At 38.4% G+C, this 16,929-nt stretch carries 16 protein-coding genes; 11 read left to right on the top strand and 5 right to left on the bottom strand.

Annotation, left to right across the window (positions count from 1 at the left end; genetic code table 11):
• Nucleotides 1-135: 135 nt before the first annotated feature.
• On the top strand, nucleotides 136-843 hold the full coding sequence (locus tag IEX29_RS22950) for a cytochrome c biogenesis CcdA family protein (RefSeq protein ID WP_188737609.1): 708 nt from the start codon (nucleotides 136-138) through the stop codon (nucleotides 841-843).
• 123 nt (nucleotides 844-966) lie between these two features.
• Nucleotides 967-1,440: a CcdC family protein gene (locus IEX29_RS22945; protein WP_188737607.1), complete on the top strand. Its 474-nt coding sequence runs from the start codon at nucleotides 967-969 to the stop codon at nucleotides 1,438-1,440.
• 72 nt (nucleotides 1,441-1,512) lie between these two features.
• Here the strand turns inward: IEX29_RS22945 and IEX29_RS22940 are convergent, their stop codons facing one another.
• Entirely contained in the window at nucleotides 1,513-1,986 is a 474-nt protein-coding gene (locus IEX29_RS22940) for a DUF2621 family protein (RefSeq protein ID WP_188737605.1), read from the bottom strand.
• A gap of 216 nt (nucleotides 1,987-2,202) precedes the next feature.
• Here IEX29_RS22940 and IEX29_RS22935 point away from each other — a divergent pair, with 216 nt between their 5' ends.
• The 5 genes from IEX29_RS22935 (at nucleotide 2,203) to IEX29_RS22915 (ending at nucleotide 7,777) form a co-directional block, all read left to right on the top strand.
• Complete coding sequence (locus IEX29_RS22935; protein ID WP_444544100.1) at nucleotides 2,203-3,267, top strand: ATP-binding protein; 1,065 nt, start codon at nucleotides 2,203-2,205, stop codon at nucleotides 3,265-3,267.
• A gap of 285 nt (nucleotides 3,268-3,552) precedes the next feature.
• Complete coding sequence (acnA, locus tag IEX29_RS22930) at nucleotides 3,553-6,264, top strand: aconitate hydratase AcnA (RefSeq protein ID WP_188737602.1); 2,712 nt, start codon at nucleotides 3,553-3,555, stop codon at nucleotides 6,262-6,264.
• Between the two features lie 154 nt (nucleotides 6,265-6,418).
• Entirely contained in the window at nucleotides 6,419-7,021 is a 603-nt protein-coding gene (locus tag IEX29_RS22925; RefSeq protein ID WP_188737601.1) for a TlpA family protein disulfide reductase, read from the top strand.
• A gap of 28 nt (nucleotides 7,022-7,049) precedes the next feature.
• A complete protein-coding gene (locus tag IEX29_RS22920; protein WP_188737599.1) occupies nucleotides 7,050-7,478 on the top strand; it encodes an acyl-CoA thioesterase in 429 nt (142 codons plus the stop codon).
• Between the two features lie 2 nt (nucleotides 7,479-7,480).
• Nucleotides 7,481-7,777, top strand: a complete 297-nt coding sequence (locus IEX29_RS22915; protein WP_188737597.1) for a hypothetical protein — start codon at nucleotides 7,481-7,483, stop codon at nucleotides 7,775-7,777.
• Nucleotides 7,778-7,826: 49 nt separating this feature from the next.
• Here the strand turns inward: IEX29_RS22915 and IEX29_RS22910 are convergent, their stop codons facing one another.
• The 4 genes from IEX29_RS22910 to plsY all read right to left on the bottom strand — a co-directional run bounded on the left by IEX29_RS22910 (nucleotide 7,827) and on the right by plsY (nucleotide 10,007).
• Complete coding sequence (locus IEX29_RS22910) at nucleotides 7,827-8,123, bottom strand: HesB/YadR/YfhF family protein (RefSeq protein ID WP_188737595.1); 297 nt, start codon at nucleotides 8,121-8,123, stop codon at nucleotides 7,827-7,829.
• 17 nt (nucleotides 8,124-8,140) lie between these two features.
• Nucleotides 8,141-8,371: a membrane protein insertion efficiency factor YidD gene (yidD, locus tag IEX29_RS22905; protein WP_188737593.1), complete on the bottom strand. Its 231-nt coding sequence runs from the start codon at nucleotides 8,369-8,371 to the stop codon at nucleotides 8,141-8,143.
• Nucleotides 8,372-8,378: 7 nt separating this feature from the next.
• Nucleotides 8,379-9,311: a GTP cyclohydrolase FolE2 gene (folE2, locus tag IEX29_RS22900; RefSeq protein ID WP_188737592.1), complete on the bottom strand. Its 933-nt coding sequence runs from the start codon at nucleotides 9,309-9,311 to the stop codon at nucleotides 8,379-8,381.
• A 114-nt stretch (nucleotides 9,312-9,425) separates the two neighbouring features.
• Complete coding sequence (plsY, locus tag IEX29_RS22895; RefSeq protein WP_147210426.1) at nucleotides 9,426-10,007, bottom strand: glycerol-3-phosphate 1-O-acyltransferase PlsY; 582 nt, start codon at nucleotides 10,005-10,007, stop codon at nucleotides 9,426-9,428.
• 1,100 nt (nucleotides 10,008-11,107) lie between these two features.
• On the opposite strand from plsY, the gene IEX29_RS22890 reads away from it, so the two are divergent.
• The 4 genes from IEX29_RS22890 (at nucleotide 11,108) to parE (ending at nucleotide 16,927) form a co-directional block, all read left to right on the top strand.
• Nucleotides 11,108-12,172 (top strand): ABC transporter ATP-binding protein, encoded by a 1,065-nt coding sequence (locus IEX29_RS22890; RefSeq protein WP_188737590.1) that lies wholly within the window; start codon nucleotides 11,108-11,110, stop codon nucleotides 12,170-12,172.
• A complete protein-coding gene (locus tag IEX29_RS22885; RefSeq protein WP_188737588.1) occupies nucleotides 12,169-13,692 on the top strand; it encodes an ABC transporter permease/substrate-binding protein in 1,524 nt (507 codons plus the stop codon). The genes IEX29_RS22890 and IEX29_RS22885 overlap by 4 nt, the downstream gene beginning before the upstream one ends.
• 19 nt (nucleotides 13,693-13,711) lie before the next feature.
• Complete coding sequence (locus IEX29_RS22880; RefSeq protein WP_188737587.1) at nucleotides 13,712-14,128, top strand: CoA-binding protein; 417 nt, start codon at nucleotides 13,712-13,714, stop codon at nucleotides 14,126-14,128.
• A gap of 840 nt (nucleotides 14,129-14,968) precedes the next feature.
• Nucleotides 14,969-16,927 carry a DNA topoisomerase IV subunit B gene (parE, locus tag IEX29_RS22875; protein ID WP_308423665.1) on the top strand — a complete coding sequence of 653 codons (1,959 nt, stop codon included), beginning with the start codon at nucleotides 14,969-14,971 and terminating at the stop codon, nucleotides 16,925-16,927.
• The last annotated feature ends 2 nt before the right edge of the window (nucleotides 16,928-16,929 follow it).

The following is a 16,929-nucleotide window of genomic DNA, read 5'->3' as shown; positions in this document are numbered from 1 at the left end:
AGGAAAGAATACAATATAATCTCCTTAGTCATCTTTTTCCGGTTCCATTCGTAAAATGTATAGAGATTGTCATAAAATAATCTTTTATTTTTGTATTTCTCTGTTAGAATAGAAATGATTGATAGGGGGATTACCATGGAGGAAATTAATATTTTCTTAGCCTTTTCAGCGGGCTTTCTTTCATTTATTTCGCCTTGTGTTCTACCGTTGTATCCTGTATTTCTATCTTATATTACAGGAATGAGCATGGATGAAATAAATCAGGATGATAAAAGACTTGATCGAAAAGCAATTTTACATACGGTATGCTTTCTAATTGGTTTTTCAAGTATTTTTGTTGTGATTGGTTATTCGGCAACGTATTATATTGCCGGGTTTTTAGACACGTATCAAAATGAAATAAGACAAATTGGTGCTATTTTAATTATCTTTTTTGGTTTAGTTATCGTCGGTGTATTAAATTTTCAGTTTCTCATGAAAGATCGTAAAATTCACTTTAAAAATCGCCCGGCAGGTTATTTGGGTTCCTTTATAATTGGCATGGCCTTTTCCTTAGGATGGACACCTTGCACGGGACCAATTCTTGGTATTGTATTTTCACTCGCTGCAACAAATCCCGATACTGGACTAATTATGATGATCAGCTATATTTTAGGGTTCTCTATTCCTTTTTTAGTACTGGCCTTCTTTATTGGCAAATTAAAATGGTTTAGAAAGCACAGCCAAAGAATGGTGAAAATCGGAGGCTGGATAATGATTTTTGTTGGGATTGCCTTATTTTTTGATTGGATGACAAAATTAACTGGATTTTTAGCGGGTTTATTCGGCTTTAGCGGGTTTTAAATGCTTTCAAATAACATCATTTCGAGTTATGATTAAAAGAAAGATGTTAAACAAGAAGATGAAAAGCATCGGATAATTTTTTGAGCGATGCTTGCCAGAATATAGAGAAAAGAGTTGTTAGGTATGTATTTAGCAATTGCGACAACGGCTGTTTTTGCATTTATGGCAATTGTGATGATATTTGTACGGATGCGTGCTTCCAGAAGACCGGCATCTGTAAAAAGCATTATTCTGCCTCCGTTTTTTATGAGTACCGGTGCGTTTATGTTCTTATTTCCAATGTTTCAGATAAGTTGGCTTCAAGTTGCAGAAGCGCTTATTGTTGGAATGATATTTTCTATTTTTTTAATTAAAACATCAAAATTAGAGCATGAAGGGGGCCATATTTATGTTAAGCCATCAAAGATGTTTCCTGTCATTTTGGTCAGTTTGCTGGTGATCCGTATTATCATAAAGCTGATTATTGGTACAAGCATCTCTGTTGGTGAAACATCCGGCATGTTCTTTTTACTTGCTTTAGGAATGATAGGAACATGGAGATTGGCTATGCTTTATCAGTATTTACAATTAACAAAAAAGCAAAGTGCGGAAATTTAAGCACTTTGCTTTTTTGTTTACGAAAATCATTTTTCTATTAGGAGATACTTATTTATCCCAGAGATTTGCAAACTATGATTTTTTCTGCTTATATTTCTCTTCCCAATTCTCCTGATAATTATCTCTTGACTGCCGGAAAAAATCTTCATAGGGAGCAATATCAATATTTTTTTCCTTCAGTTTTTTGCGGAGAAATTTATGGTCTCTTTTTGGTGTTGCTAAAATATATCCTTCAATTAGTGTAGGACGAGTAATGGATTCCTCATTTTTTTGAATGGATAATTCTCCAATTTTACTGGCGATTCTTTGTCTGGCAACATCTCTGAACAATTCAGGGACCGGTGAAACCAGCTCTTCCAAAAAGTCTTTTTCTGTTTGGGACCATTTATGTAATGTCTGTTCAAAATAATACTCTTCCCAATCCATAATGGAACGTCCGTCCTCTTTGGGCAGCCGTTTTAAGAACTTCCGAAACATAAAATACCCACCGATTGCCATTAAACTTATTAATAAACAGCCCCACATTATAACAATAAGTGATATCATCGTACACCTCACCTTAATCTCACAAGAAAAATTACGAATATTGCTAATTATTATAAACTATCAATTTATTTTTTTAGAAAATTGTAGTAACATTAACTTAACCATTGTCATCATTCCTTACTTTTATATTATAAAGTTATTAAGAAATATACACAAGTATTCATAATTGTTTCGTCATAATCATACATATTATTTATAATAATTTCTGGAAGGAGCATGGGTATGGATAAAAAACAAAAAAATGAACTGCCTAATGGCTTACAAAGTTCTGAAAGTCGTCATAATTTACACCCCGATGCAGCGCTTTCAGCAGCCATTGTTTCATGGCTGAGTAAGAAAATCGAAGGAATTGTGGTAGCATTCAAACTAAGCGGTGAGATAGAATATGTCAGTGATTCTGTCTATAGGATACTTGGCTATGAACCAAAAGAAGTAATCGGTAAAACGTGGAAGGATGCTCCAATCAGAATAGATTCTGAGATTACAACACAGTTTTTGGCTGATGACAAAGTGGAACAAAAAAATCTGTTAATCGATATTTCTAATAAACAAGGAGAAGAGTTTTCTTTTTCCTGTGAGTTAAATTATACTTTAGCTGGTATTAATACAGAAAAAAGAATTTTAGCTTATCTGGAGAAAAAAACAGAAGATTCCATNGTGCATGAAATTCGTAATCCGCTTACGTCCCTGAAGGGTTTCTTGCAACTACTCCAGGCGGGGGCCCAGCATAAGGAGGAATACTTTAACGTGATGATTGAAGAGGTTGAAAAAATCGAATCAATTACATCAGAATTATTATTTATTTCGAAGCCTTTGACAGATAATCGTTCTAAGGAAGAAGTAACAAGTATGATGCAGGACGTAGCAATGTTATTACAATCACAGGCAAATCAAAAGAATATTCAAATACATTTGCAGAGCATTACAAATGCATCGGTTCTTTGTGATCGTTCTCAAATTAAACAAGTTCTAATTAACCTGGTGAAAAATGCTATTGAAGCCATGGATCAGCCCGGACAAATTATTGTTAAAGCAAAAGAAGAAGATGATAAAATAAAAATTTCTGTTATTGATGAAGGCTGCGGGCTGCCGGAAGAAGTTCTGCACCGGCTTGGGGAACCTTTTTTTACAACAAAATCATCCGGGACAGGACTGGGTCTGTTAATTACTAAAAAAATCCTCAGTAACCATGATGCAGATTTTCATATGTATAATAATGAATACAAAGGGAGTACTTTTGAAATTATTTTTCCAAAGGCAGATAATGAATCGGACTTATAAAATTATTTTTGGCGGTTAAGCGGTCTTTTTACAAAACATTAAGAGGATATGCAGCACTTGTATTATTTTCACTATCAATAATTTAGGGATTGTATAAGTAAGATTTATCTCTTGGCATAACTTTTTACTATCTACTATTTAACAATAATTATTTGTTTTATTTGCTAGATTCCTATATTATATACTATGAACAGTCTATTTATTTGAATAGCAGTATTGATTAAAAAAAGTAATACCTCCTTGCGAAATGCCGGGGAGGAGAGGAAATGAAAGGGGTAACACAATATGTCGAACACAAATGCGTACAATGCAAAAAAGCAGTTCGAGCTGAACGGTAAAACGTATAATTATTACCGTTTAAAGAATTTGGAAGAAGCAGGATTAGGTAAGGTTGACCGCTTGCCATTTTCTATCCGTGTTCTTTTAGAATCTTTATTAAGACAGCATGATGGACATCAAATTAAAAATGAACATGTTGAATCACTGGCAAACTGGGGAACAGATAAGGCTACAGGAGCTGATGTACCTTTTAAACCATCCCGCGTTATTTTACAGGACTTTACAGGGGTACCTGCGGTTGTTGACCTTGCTTCCCTTCGTAAAGCAATGGTAGACCTTGGCGGAGAGCCGGACAAAATCAATCCGGAAGTTCCAGTGGATCTGGTTATTGACCACTCTGTACAGGTTGACCAATATGGAACAGCAGATGCGTTGCGTGCAAATATGGAATTAGAGTTTGAGCGTAATGCTGAGCGCTATCAGTTCTTAAACTGGGCTCAGAAAGCATTTAACAACTATCGTGCGGTACCGCCGGCAACAGGTATTGTTCACCAGGTTAACCTGGAGTATCTAGCTGATGTTGTACACGCGCTGGAAAATGAAGACGGCACTTATGACACGTTCCCTGATACGCTTGTAGGAACTGACTCTCATACAACAATGATCAATGGTCTGGGTATTCTGGGCTGGGGTGTTGGTGGAATTGAAGCGGAAGCAGGTATGCTCGGGCAGCCTTCTTATTTCCCGGCTCCGGAAGTAATCGGTGTGAAATTCACAGGTTCATTCCCGAATGGTACTACAGCGACTGATCTTGCATTGAAGGTAACACAGGTATTGCGTGAGCAAAACGTAGTTGGTAAATTCGTAGAGTACTTCGGCCCGGGGCTGAAGGATATGCCATTAGCTGACCGTGCCACTATTTCTAATATGGCACCGGAATACGGTGCAACTTGTGGTTTCTTCCCAATCGATCAGGAATCGCTTGATTATTTAAAATTAACCGGCCGTGACGATGAGCTGATTGCAACTGTTGAAAAATACTGTAAAGAAAATAATTTATGGTATGATGCAGATGATGCTGACCCTGAATATACTCAGGTAATTGAAATTAATCTTACAGAGCTGGAACCGAATCTTTCCGGTCCAAAACGTCCGCAGGATTTAATTCCACTGTCTAATATGAAAAAAGAATTTAATAAAGCAATTACTGCAAAAGAAGGAAACCAGGGATTTGGATTAGATAAAGCTGAATTTGATAAAGAAGTTGAAATCAAGCATCCAAATGGTAAAACTTCTGTTATGAAAACCGGCAGCCTTGCTATTGCGGCAATTACATCCTGTACAAACACATCTAACCCGTATGTTATGTTAGGGGCAGGTCTTGTTGCAAAGAAAGCTGTTGAAAAAGGTCTCGAAGTTCCTGAATATGTAAAAACTTCACTGGCACCAGGTTCCAAGGTTGTAACACGTTACTTAGAAGATGCCGGCTTACAAACTTATTTAGATAAACTTGGCTTTAATCTTGTAGGTTACGGATGTACAACATGTATCGGTAACTCTGGACCTTTACGTGAAGAAATTGAAGAAGCTATTGCTGAAAGTGATTTAATTGCGTCTTCTGTATTATCAGGTAACCGTAACTTTGAAGGACGTATCCATCCGCTTGTAAAAGCTAACTACTTAGCATCACCACCGCTTGTAGTTGCTTATGCACTGGCAGGAACAGTGGATGTTGACTTAACAAAAGATGCTCTTGGTAAGGATACAGAGGGTAATGACGTTTATATGTCAGATATCTGGCCAACACTTACTGAAATTAAAGAAGAGGTTCAGAAAGTAGTTACTCCGGAAATCTTCCGCAAAGAATATGAGAATGTATTTAATTCCAATGAAAAATGGAATGAAATTGATACAACAGATGAGCCGTTATTTGAATGGGATGAGGATTCTACTTATATCCAAAATCCTCCATTCTTTGAAGGACTGACTCCGGAAGCCGGCACGGTTGAACCACTCAGCGGATTACGTGCTATCGGATTATTTGGAGATTCTGTAACAACAGATCACATTTCTCCGGCAGGCGCAATTGCAAAAGATATGCCAGCAGGTAAGTACTTGCAAGAAAAAGGAGTTTCACCAAGAAACTTTAACTCTTACGGGTCTCGCCGTGGTAACCATGAAATCATGATGCGTGGTACGTTTGCTAACATCCGCATCCGTAACCTGTTAGCTCCTGGTACAGAAGGTGGTTACACTACTTACTGGCCAACTGGCGATGTAATGCCGATCTATGATGCTGCGATGAAATATCAACAAGACGGAACAGGTCTTATTGTTATGGGCGGAAAAGATTATGGTATGGGATCATCCCGTGACTGGGCTGCAAAAGGTACAAATCTGTTAGGAATCAAAACAGTTATTGCTGAAAGCTTCGAACGTATTCACCGTTCTAACCTTGTTATGATGGGTGTATTACCGTTGCAATTTGAAAAAGGCCAAAACGCTGAAAGCTTAGGTTTAACAGGTAAAGAAACATTTGCTGTAGATGTTGATGAATCTGTAAAACCGGGTGATTTAGTTAATGTAACTGCAACAGATGAAGCTGGTAAAGTAACTACATTTAAAGCAGTTGCCCGTTTTGATAGTGATGTTGAAATTGATTACTACCGTCACGGCGGTATCTTACGTATGGTACTGCGTGAAAAAGTAAAAGCATAAGCAGCCTGCTGCTTTATAAGGAAGAGAGTCTTGCTGCAAATCAGGCAAGGCTCTTTTTCTATGGTTTTCCCGGGGCTCTATTCTTTACAAATTTCAAGTTCCTCTTTACGATAGAAGAAGGAAACCAATTAATTGGGATGGTAGGAGATAAGAAGTGTATAAACGGATATTTGCCCTTGCCTTATTATTAGTGCTTGTGGGGATTGTTATTGTTAATATTGTTCAAGACAGATTGATGGACAATACTGCAGACGGAGAAGAAGAATCAGTACTGATAGACGATGGAACTTCCGGCCAGGGTGCTGCCATTGCTCCCGCTGAAAGTGCTGGAGTTGAACCCGGTGAGCAAGCTCCTGATTTTGAACTCGAAACATTAGAAGGAGACAGCTTTCGACTTTCAGAATTGCAGGGGAAGAAAGTAATTTTGAACTTCTGGTACTCCTGGTGTCCTCCTTGTATAGAAGAAATGCCTGAACTGCAGAAATTCTATGAGGACTATCAGGAAGAAGTGGAGGTAGTCACTGTTAATCTGACTGACGTTGAAAATAGCGTATCGGATGCGGAGGAATTTATCGAGGAGCATGGATATACATTTCCTGTACCTTTAGATAAAGATAACACTGTGTCTGATCAATATGTTGTTTATGCAGCACCAACCACATATTTTATCGGAACAGATGGGAAGATACAGCATCCGAGAAAAATGGGACCGATGGATTATGAATATATGGAGGAAATGGTTCAAGAAATGAATTGATTGCAGGAAGCAAGAGGAGGAAGAACGCTTGTTAATTACAGAAACACCAATAGAAGTAAGATATCAGGAAACCGATCAGATGGGTGTCGTCTATCATGCGAATTATCTGGTATGGTTTGAAATCGGGCGTACAAAATTTGTGGAAGCTTTAGGGCTCAATTATCACCAGGGCATGGAGAAGCATAATGTTGTTTCGCCTGTCATCGATGCACAAATTTCATATAAAAACGCCGTTCGCTATGGTGAAAAACCAGTTGTAAAAACATGGCTGGAGGCTTACGATGGTTTACGTACAGTTTATCGCTATGAAATTTTAAATGGAGCTGGAGATTTGGCTATCACTGGTACAACAACACATACGATTGTTGATAAAGACACTTTTCGACCGCTGTCTATCCGCCGGAAGTTCCCTGATTGGCATACTGCTTATCAAAAACAGTTAGGGAAAGAGGATTAGGAATGGCTTTTGGATTAAAAAGAGATGAATTAAATCAGTGGAAACGCAATGTGCGTGCTGGAAAGATTGATTTTATCACCCATTATTGGCTGGATGACCGTTTTCCCGGCTGTAATACAGTGACAAAAGTTGGCTGCAGTGATTTGGAGAAGCTAAAAGAGTGGGGGAGGAAATATAATTTAGATGAATCCTGGATTGATTTAAGACCTGAATACCCTCATTTTGATTTATTTGGTGATCACCAATGGCAGATTTTAAAGTCTGAAAACAAGCTCAATCAATTAGAACGATTTAAATAACAAAAGCGCAGAAATTTTCTGCGCTTTTTGTTGGTTAATAGTAAGTTTGTTAGTTTGTTTCAGGGTATTCAATTTTTGGTTCTTGCTTAGATTCATCGTAAGAGACAGATAAATTTGCTCCTTCAAAGTACCAGTCATCGGATTCTTCAACAAAAAAATGAATACCTTCTACCGTGGTTGAAGCAGTTTCGTTTTTCGGTGCTTCTGCTTTAATTCCGAGAGAAAAACCGGCAATTCTGCCGCCGACTCCGCCATATCTTGGAAAGAATCGTACATTCTTTTCGTTTTCTAAAGCTAACTCTTCTTTATACCATTTTGCAGCTTGTTCTGATACTTTAATGTCCATTGTCTCTCTCCCTTTTATTAATGCTTTTTCTCAGATTTCTCTGGAACGTAATCAACCCCGCCTGGATGGAACGGATGACATTTACTAATTCTCTTTATAGTCAATATTCCACCTTTAAAAAATCCAAAACGTCGAAATGCTTCTATAGCGTAGGCAGAGCAGGTGGGATGAAAACGGCAGGTTGCAGGCGTAAAAGGACTGATGGCGAGCTGGTAAAAGCGAATAAGTCCAATAAATATATATTTCATATTAAAATCAACCTTGTCCGTTGCGTTTATCATACGTAACAGATGCAATTGCATCATGCATATGAATGGATTCTTCATTACGGCATGCTACATGAAATTTGATAACTGAAGGTATTTCATAGAGATCTGCTGCAATTAAGCGGACCATATCCTCTACAAATCTCGGATTTTCGTAGGCCTGCTCTGTTACCATTTTCTCGTCAGGTCTTTTTAAAACAGGGTGAAGTCTGGCACTCGCATTACTTTCAGCAGCTTCCAGTAAAAGAACCTTCCAATCATCATCTGCATTCGAAAAATTGGACTCCAGCTCTGTTTCGATCGTCACATTGCCGCGCTGGTTATGAGCGCTGTATTCACTAATTTCTTTTGAACAAGGGCATAATGTCGTTATTTGTGCTTTTAAAGAAACATTGATTTGATAATCCTCATGTTTTGAATAACGTACGGAAACAGATGCTTCCGCATGATTCAGCCCCGAAGCAAGGGTTTGTGGCGCTTCACGCTCATAGAACCAGGGAAAGCTTACAGAAACATAGGCATCTTCCTGTTCCAATTTATCAGCCAGATCTCTGGTGAACTGTTTCAAGTCATCAATGGAAATAGTAAAACCGCCTTGATGATATTGCTCTAACAGCTCCATAAAACGGCTCATGTTTGTGCCTTTACTATTGGCAGGGATGCTGGATGAAAATGTGAACGTCCCAATGGTTGTTTGTTCAAAAGGTGCTTGCCCGCTCAGAACACGAATAGGGTATTTTACATTTGCTATTCCAACGGTATCTAAATCAAAAAGAAAATCACGTTTTACATTTTGTAAATCAGCCATTTTGCTTTTTTCAGTAGGTTTTTTTTTCTCACCAGGCGGGACAGAACCAAATAATCTATGTCTTTCTTCCTTAGATGGAAGTTTTTTTAATGAAATCGTGTCTATTTGCTGCATTAAAAAACGCCCTTTCTTGTAAACATCTGCGATACCTGAGATGCTTAAACAATCAAAATTATAACTAGCCACTAGTATACTGAATTTGGCTTAAATATTCAATTTATCGGCTTTCTACATCCAAGTTATTTTAGGCTCTGTGCCATTTTTTATTCGTTTAATGTTCGCCCAATGACGATAGGTTACAAAAGCAGTTAATAAAAAGATAACAATCGTCAGTCCGATATCATTGAAAAACAGGGAAGCAAAAAAGGCAACAATTCCAGCAATCATGGATGACAGTGAAACATATTTTGATAAATATAATGATAATAAGAACGTTGCAATCATGATAATAAACAGAAACGGATTAATTCCGAGAATCATTCCGCCTGATGTTGCAACAGCTTTTCCGCCTTTAAACTTAGCGAAAATTGGATAAGTATGACCTAAGACTGCTATAATACCAATGATTAAAGGATAGACATTTGCATCAAATAATTGAGGTAATAAAACAGCTGCAGTTCCTTTTAAAATGTCACCTATAATAACGATGCTTCCAGCTTTTATTCCAAGTACTCGAAAGGCATTGGTTGCGCCAAGGTTACCGCTCCCATGCTCACGAACATCTATTTTATATCCTATTTTGCCAATAATTAAGGCAAATGGAATAGATCCTAAGAGATATGCGATAATCCCAAAAATAATATAATCCATACGTTCCCAACTCTCTTTTCCAAATTCTTATTCTATGCTCCTATGGTTATTTTAGCATGAACCAATCTGTTTAAGTACAAATTTTTTTAGAAAAGCGCATCTGAGCTGTTCTTTTAGCAAATTTATATTTTTCTAATACGTATCTTTATAAATTACTCAACTTTCGCACTTTAAAAAGTAACTTCCTATCTACAGAGACAGAGTGTGATCATTTCTTTCATATATCTGTTGACAAAGATAGAAGATAAAGCCACCGCTGCGGCGGATCGTTTTGCTTTCCTAGGGGCATGCTCTTCAGCTAACTTTTGCCAAGAAGAGCACTTGGCAAAAGTGGATCTTCAGAAGATGCTAATCCCTCAGGAGTCAAAACGGTCCGCCTCCGCTAGCAGGATGTTTTATACTGAAATAACTGAACAAATAAAAGGTAGATCTGACAGAACAAATTTTTCGTGTTGCATGGTAAACATGCTCAGCAATCTTTACTTTTGATGCATGAAAGCTATTCTCGATATGAATTATTCGTGCTGTCATGATTTGAACTGCTAAAAACCATTTGAAACATCAGCATGATTGTTTATTTAGGCTAAAAACGATGATTTCATCTAACTTCATCAGGATATTATTTCTTCCATGCGCTGTAGAAGCCTGACTGAGCGCAGACCAACCACGTAGACTCCTATGGGAACAGGGCGAGCTGAAGATCCACTTGAAAAGCGGGTTTCTTTTCAAGTTAGCTGAAGCCGTCCCCATGGAAAGCATAGTGGTTGGTCGGAGCGGAGCTATACAACAATCTCCATTCCATTAGTAGGATGATTTAACAACATGCAGGCAGGATAATGTAGAACATGTACATCCCGGAATAGTAAGGTATAGTTGCTTATTCTTAGGTGCGAAAGTTGAGTAAATTGAAATAAAGATTTTACCTTCTGGCTGTCATTTGAAAATACAGTACGCTTGTTACAATGCTTAACAATGGAATAAATGGCTTATTTGTCAGATGAAAAAGACAGATTCACTAATTTATATATAGTGAAAAATAAAGCGATGTCAGGTTTTTAAATACGTACAATCGGGAATCATTTTATGAAGGGGGAATTACGATGATTACATTTGAAGATATTACAAAAACATATCCGGATGGGACAACCGCTGTAGACCGTTTTAATCTAACGGTGGAAAAGGGAGAATTTATGACATTGATTGGCCCCAGTGGCTGCGGAAAGACAACCACGATGAAAATGATTAACCGTCTGATAGATCCATCTGCAGGTACAATATACATAGATGATAAGCCGGTAAGTGAATATTCCATTCACGAATTACGATGGAATATTGGCTATGTTCTGCAGCAAATCGCTTTGTTTCCTCATTTGACAGTTCAGGAAAATATTCAGGTGGTTCCGGATTTGCTGAAGTGGAAAAAAAGTAAAATGCAGAAACGGACAGATGAATTATTGGATATGGTAGGACTTGATCCATCCATTTTTAAAAAGCGATATCCAGGTGAACTTTCAGGAGGGCAGCAGCAGCGTATCGGTGTTATCCGGGCTTTAGCTGCAGATCCTGATATCGTCTTAATGGATGAGCCGTTTAGCGCACTCGATCCACTCAGCCGGGAGCAATTACAAATAGATATAAATAAATTGCAAACGGAGATAAAAAAGACGATTGTTTTTGTTACCCACGATATGGACGAGGCGTTAAAAATGAGTGATCGTATCTGCCTGATGAAAGAAGGAAGTGTTGTTCAATGCGGGTCACCGGAACAATTGATGAAACATCCTGAAAATGAGTTTGTAGAAGAATTTATTGGAAACCGGCAGTCGCCATGGTTAAAATCGATAAAAGAAGTTATGAAGAAGGATGCAGCGTATTTTAGGGAAGATAATACTGATGACGTGATAGAGCACAGCGATGGGTTTTTCATGCTTGTGGATAAGAATCAAATTTTAAAAGGAATTTTTGAAAATCAAATGGAGCAGAAGGAAGCTGTGACGATTCCTGTCGAAAGTACAGTAGAGGATGCTTATGCAATTATCCGTTCAGTAAACCAGACTCATTTCCCGGTGGTGGATAAGAATCAAAAAGCTGTCGGTGTTGTTACAAGTAATGAGCTGCTTCAATACTTCTATCAGCAGGAAAAGGAAGGAGCAGGCATCTTATGAGTTCATTTATTAACGTGTTCCAGAATCGGCAGGATATGCTCCTCCAGGCAATTTGGGAGCATTTACAGATTTCTTTAATTTCACTTGGTATTGCTATTTTAATTGCTGTTCCATTAGGGATTTTACTGACGAGGTATCCGCGTGTCGCCGAACCTATTATTGGCACATCGGCAGTCTTACAGACAATACCGAGCCTTGCTGTGCTTGCTTTTTTAATTCCTTTTTTAGGAATTGGAATTCTGCCGGCTATTGTTGCGCTTGTACTTTATGGACTGCTGCCAATTCTCAGAAATACATATACAGGAATAGATGGAGTTGATCCGGCGTTACAGGAAGCTGCCAGAGGGATGGGCATGAATACCAGAAAACAGTTGATGAAGATAGAGCTGCCGATTGCGATGCCGGTAATCATGGCGGGTATTCGAACATCCATGGTGCTTATTGTCGGCACAACGACGATTGCGGCTTTGATCGGTGCCGGCGGACTTGGAGATATTATTTTACTCGGTTTGGATCGGGGAGGAGATATTCCACTCGTCTTATTAGGTGCAATACCGGCTGCTTTATTAGCTGTTATTCTTGATTTTATTCTCCGTTTATTTGAGAAGCTGTCTAAGAAATACGGAATGCAGGCTTTTGCAGCCATGTTATTGATTGTTGTACTTGTGATTGCGATTCCTTTTATGATACCAAACAGCCAAAAAGGTGAAATTGTCATTGCCGGAAAATTAGGAGCAGAACCAGAAATCATTATGAATATCTATAAAATTTTAATTGAGGAGGAAAGTGATATTACCGTTGAGTTAGAACCTAACCTTGGAAAAACAGATATGGTGTTTAATGCACTGCAGCAGGGAAGTATCGATATTTATCCGGAATTTACAGGGACCGTTATCGTTTCGCTGCTTGATGGACAAGCAGAGTCTAATGAAGCAGAGGAGGTGTATGCACAAGCGAGAGACGGCATTAAAGAAGCATATAATTTGGAGCTTTTAGAGCCGATGCAGTTTAATAATACGTATACAGTATCGGTTACAGAAGAATTTGCAGAAGAAAATAATCTTAACGATATTTCTGATTTGAAGCCGATTGAAAATGAAATAACTGCCGGCTTTACATTGGAATTTAACGACCGTTATGATGGTTATGTCGGGATGCAGGAAGTGTATAACCTGAACTTTAATGAGGTGAAAACGATGGATGCGGGTCTGCGCCAAGGTGCAATATCTGGCGGTGAGGTAAATGTCATCGATGCATATGCGACAGATAGCTATATGGTAGAATTAGGGCTGGTATCCTTGGGAGACTCAGAAAATTTATTTCCGCCATATCAGGGAGCACCATTAATGCGCGCCGATACATTAAAGCAATATCCAGAACTGGAGGATATTCTTAATCAGCTGAGCGGGAAAATTACCGATGAGGAAATGAGAGAAATGAATTATCAAGTGGATTATAAGGACGCATCTGCAGAGGATGTTGCCAGAGATTACTTGATAGAAAATGGTTTTATTGAATAATTATATAGGAGGAATGAAGATGTCCATTGAAAACCCAAGTAAAGAAAGGTTAAAAGAAATTCTAACGGAAGCAAAAATAATTGCGGTCGTAGGATTATCTGCCAATCCAGAGAGAACATCGCATCAAATCGCTAAAAGAATGCAGGAGGAAGGATATAAGATTATTCCTGTAAATCCGACTCTTGATGAGGTTCTTGGAGAAAAAGCATATCGCTCTTTGGCAGAAGTAAAGGAGCCTATTGATATTATTAATGTTTTCCGCCGGCCGGAGCATTTAATGGATGTTGCAAAGGACGCTGTACAAACAAACTGTAAAATGTTTTGGGCACAGCAGGGAATTGTAAACGAAGAGGCTTATCATTATTTAAAAGAACATGATTTTGAAGTAGTAATGGACCTTTGTATTAAAGTGGTACATTCGGTATTATTGAAGTAGAAACTTTATTTTGTACATTTATAATTTGCTTATCTTTTAGGCTCTATTATAAATGTTCTAAAAAGCTGAGTCAGGCATTGAAGCCAGATTCAGTTTTTTCGTGGCATAGGAAATTATAGAATTATTGCCTTGTGGATAACTATTTATAGAAAAGTAGCCGAGTCCAGCGCAGAGCGCCAAAAACTAGGAGATTTCACGTCACGCCCTACGATAAGTCAACATCGGTTCGTCACCTCACCGTGTTTCCTTTATCTCAGTTGCGCCGCTCCAATCTCTACGTTTTTAAGCAGGCGCTCTGCGCTTTTGTTCTTTTAAATAAAATATTAAAATGAAATTTACTTGTGAAAGAATCTTAAATAAATGATTGCCTTGCTTTTCTTTGGTTTTTCCAATAAGATATTAATGATGTAAACATTGATATAGTGCGTTTAATCCTAATTGGATAAGCTCTCTCAAACGATAATTTTTTAGAAGATAATCATAAAAAAGTTATCTGATTTATGGGAGGCGTGCATGTTTAGACTAGACGGAAAAACAAATTTTGCTCTATAGTGTATAAACAAGGTTAAAATTTCTTATATAGGTAGAACAAGGATGGAAAAGCAGTATTATATAAGCATAGCTGCCTGAAGCTCCAAGCATTCAGCTGCTTACAGACTTTTAAAACAAGGTTTGTAATCCAATGGTTTGCCGCTGAATTATCGCTTTGTGCTTTTTTCTTTTATTAGAATGCTATAGTTGGACTTATGCAAAAAGGATTTTACTACTTATTCAGTTGCTTAATAAGAACGAATGTTCTATGATGTGTATAGAGGAAGTTTTGAAAGGAGAAGATGGTTCGTGGAGAAAGAAAATCAATACTCAGACAGTTCTATCCAGGTGCTGGAAGGGCTGGATGCAGTACGCAAACGACCAGGGATGTATATTGGAAGTACAGACATTCGTGGATTACATCATCTTGTTTATGAAATCGTTGATAATGCTGTTGACGAAGCGCTGGCTGGTCATGGCAATCAAATTATAGTAACCATACATAAAGATGACAGTATTTCAGTGGAGGATAGAGGACGCGGGATGCCAATCGGGATGCACGCGACCGGAAAGCCGACAACGGAAGTTATTTTCACCGTTCTGCATGCAGGCGGAAAATTTGGCCAAGGCAGTTATAAAACAAGTGGAGGATTACATGGGGTAGGAGCTTCTGTCGTAAATGCCTTATCTGAATGGCTGACAGTAACAACTTATCGTGACGGGCGTAAATATGAACAGCGCTTTGAAGATGGCGGGAAGCCTGTAACCACCCTGGAGGATAAAGGTCCTTCGAAAAAGAAAGGCTCCTGTATTCACTTTAAACCGGATCCAGCCATCTTCTCTACAACGACGGTATATAATTTTGAAACGATTTCAGAGCGTTTAAGAGAGTCTGCCTTTTTGCTTAAAGGGCTGAAAATTGAACTGAAGGATGAACATAGCGGTGAACAGCAGGTTTATGAATATCCTGAAGGGCTCCAGTCCTTTGTAGAGTGGCTGAATGAAGAAAAGGACGTTCTTCATCCGGTCGTTTCATTTGAAGGAGAGCAATCGGAAATTGAAGTTGAATTTGCTTTTCAATTCAATGATGGATTTGCTGAAAACATGCTCTCGTTCGTAAACCATGTGCGGACGCGTGATGGTGGTACACATGAATTTGGAGCAAGAGCAGCAATCACCCGGACCATGAATGATTATGCGAGAAGAGCCGGTTTATTAAAAGAAAGAGATAAGAATTTAGAGGGAACAGATATCCGGGAAGGATTGACAGCGATTATTTCTGTTCGTGTCCCGGAGAATAAATTACAATTTGAAGGGCAGACAAAAGGAAAGCTGGGAACCACAGAAGCCCGTTCCGCAGTTGATGCTGTTGTGTCTGAAAACTTGACTTACTTTTTAGAAGAAAATGTTGAAACCTCTTCTTTGCTGATAAAAAAATCGATCCGTGCGAAAGAAGCAAGAGAAGCAGCGAGAAAAGCACGGGAAGAAGCCCGTTCCGGTAAAAAGAGAAAAAGAAAAGATACATTATTAAGCGGGAAACTAACACCGGCTCAATCGAAAAACCCTAAAAAGAATGAATTATACCTGGTAGAGGGAGACTCTGCGGGCGGATCAGCAAAACAAGGCCGGGATCGTAAATTTCAGGCGGTGCTTCCATTACGGGGGAAGGTTATTAATACAGAGAAGGCAAAGCTTGAGGATGTCTTTAAAAATGAAGAAATCTCAACGATTATTCATACAATTGGAGCGGGTGTCGGCGGAGATTTTAATATGGAAGATGTCCAATATGACAAAATTATTATTATGACCGATGCTGACACTGACGGAGCACATATCCAGGTACTTCTGTTAACTTTCTTTTACCGTTATATGCGCCCGTTAGTAGAATCTGGAAAAGTGTTTATTGCACTTCCGCCGCTGTTTAAGGTTTCTAAAGGTAAGGGAAAGAAAGAAAAAACGCTTTACGCTTGGGATGAAAAAGAGCTGAAAAAAGCGGTCACAGAATTGAAGAATGGTTATATTATTCAACGCTATAAAGGTCTCGGTGAAATGAACGCTGATCAGCTATGGGAAACAACAATGAATCCAGAATCCCGTACGCTTATTCGTGTATCCATTGATGATATCGCCAGAGCGGAAAGAAGAGTAACCACCCTGATGGGGGATAAGGTAGAACCGCGCCGTAAATGGATTGAAGGTCATGTTAAATTTGGTTTGGAAGAAGACGGGACCATTTTAGAAAATGAAAATATTCATAAAGAAGATTAGTT

Source organism: Oceanobacillus neutriphilus (assembly GCF_014645515.1).
GTDB classification, from domain to species: Bacteria; Bacillota; Bacilli; order Bacillales; family Amphibacillaceae; genus Oceanobacillus; species Oceanobacillus neutriphilus.
Note: the sequence above shows the minus strand (reverse complement) of the source record. Positions and strands in the feature narration are given on the sequence as shown.

Coding starts and splice junctions, on each gene's coding strand:
- IEX29_RS22910 (WP_188737595.1), bottom strand. CDS start 8,123: ATGGACATTAAAGTATCAGAACAAGCTGCAAAATGGTATAAAGAAGAG.
- acnA (WP_188737602.1), top strand. CDS start 3,553: ATGTCGAACACAAATGCGTACAATGCAAAAAAGCAGTTCGAGCTGAAC.
- IEX29_RS22890 (WP_188737590.1), top strand. CDS start 11,108: ATGATTACATTTGAAGATATTACAAAAACATATCCGGATGGGACAACC.
- folE2 (WP_188737592.1), bottom strand. CDS start 9,311: ATGCAGCAAATAGACACGATTTCATTAAAAAAACTTCCATCTAAGGAA.
- IEX29_RS22885 (WP_188737588.1), top strand. CDS start 12,169: ATGAGTTCATTTATTAACGTGTTCCAGAATCGGCAGGATATGCTCCTC.
- IEX29_RS22945 (WP_188737607.1), top strand. CDS start 967: ATGTATTTAGCAATTGCGACAACGGCTGTTTTTGCATTTATGGCAATT.
- plsY (WP_147210426.1), bottom strand. CDS start 10,007: ATGGATTATATTATTTTTGGGATTATCGCATATCTCTTAGGATCTATT.
- IEX29_RS22915 (WP_188737597.1), top strand. CDS start 7,481: ATGGCTTTTGGATTAAAAAGAGATGAATTAAATCAGTGGAAACGCAAT.
- yidD (WP_188737593.1), bottom strand. CDS start 8,371: ATGAAATATATATTTATTGGACTTATTCGCTTTTACCAGCTCGCCATC.
- IEX29_RS22950 (WP_188737609.1), top strand. CDS start 136: ATGGAGGAAATTAATATTTTCTTAGCCTTTTCAGCGGGCTTTCTTTCA.
- IEX29_RS22880 (WP_188737587.1), top strand. CDS start 13,712: ATGTCCATTGAAAACCCAAGTAAAGAAAGGTTAAAAGAAATTCTAACG.
- IEX29_RS22940 (WP_188737605.1), bottom strand. CDS start 1,986: ATGATATCACTTATTGTTATAATGTGGGGCTGTTTATTAATAAGTTTA.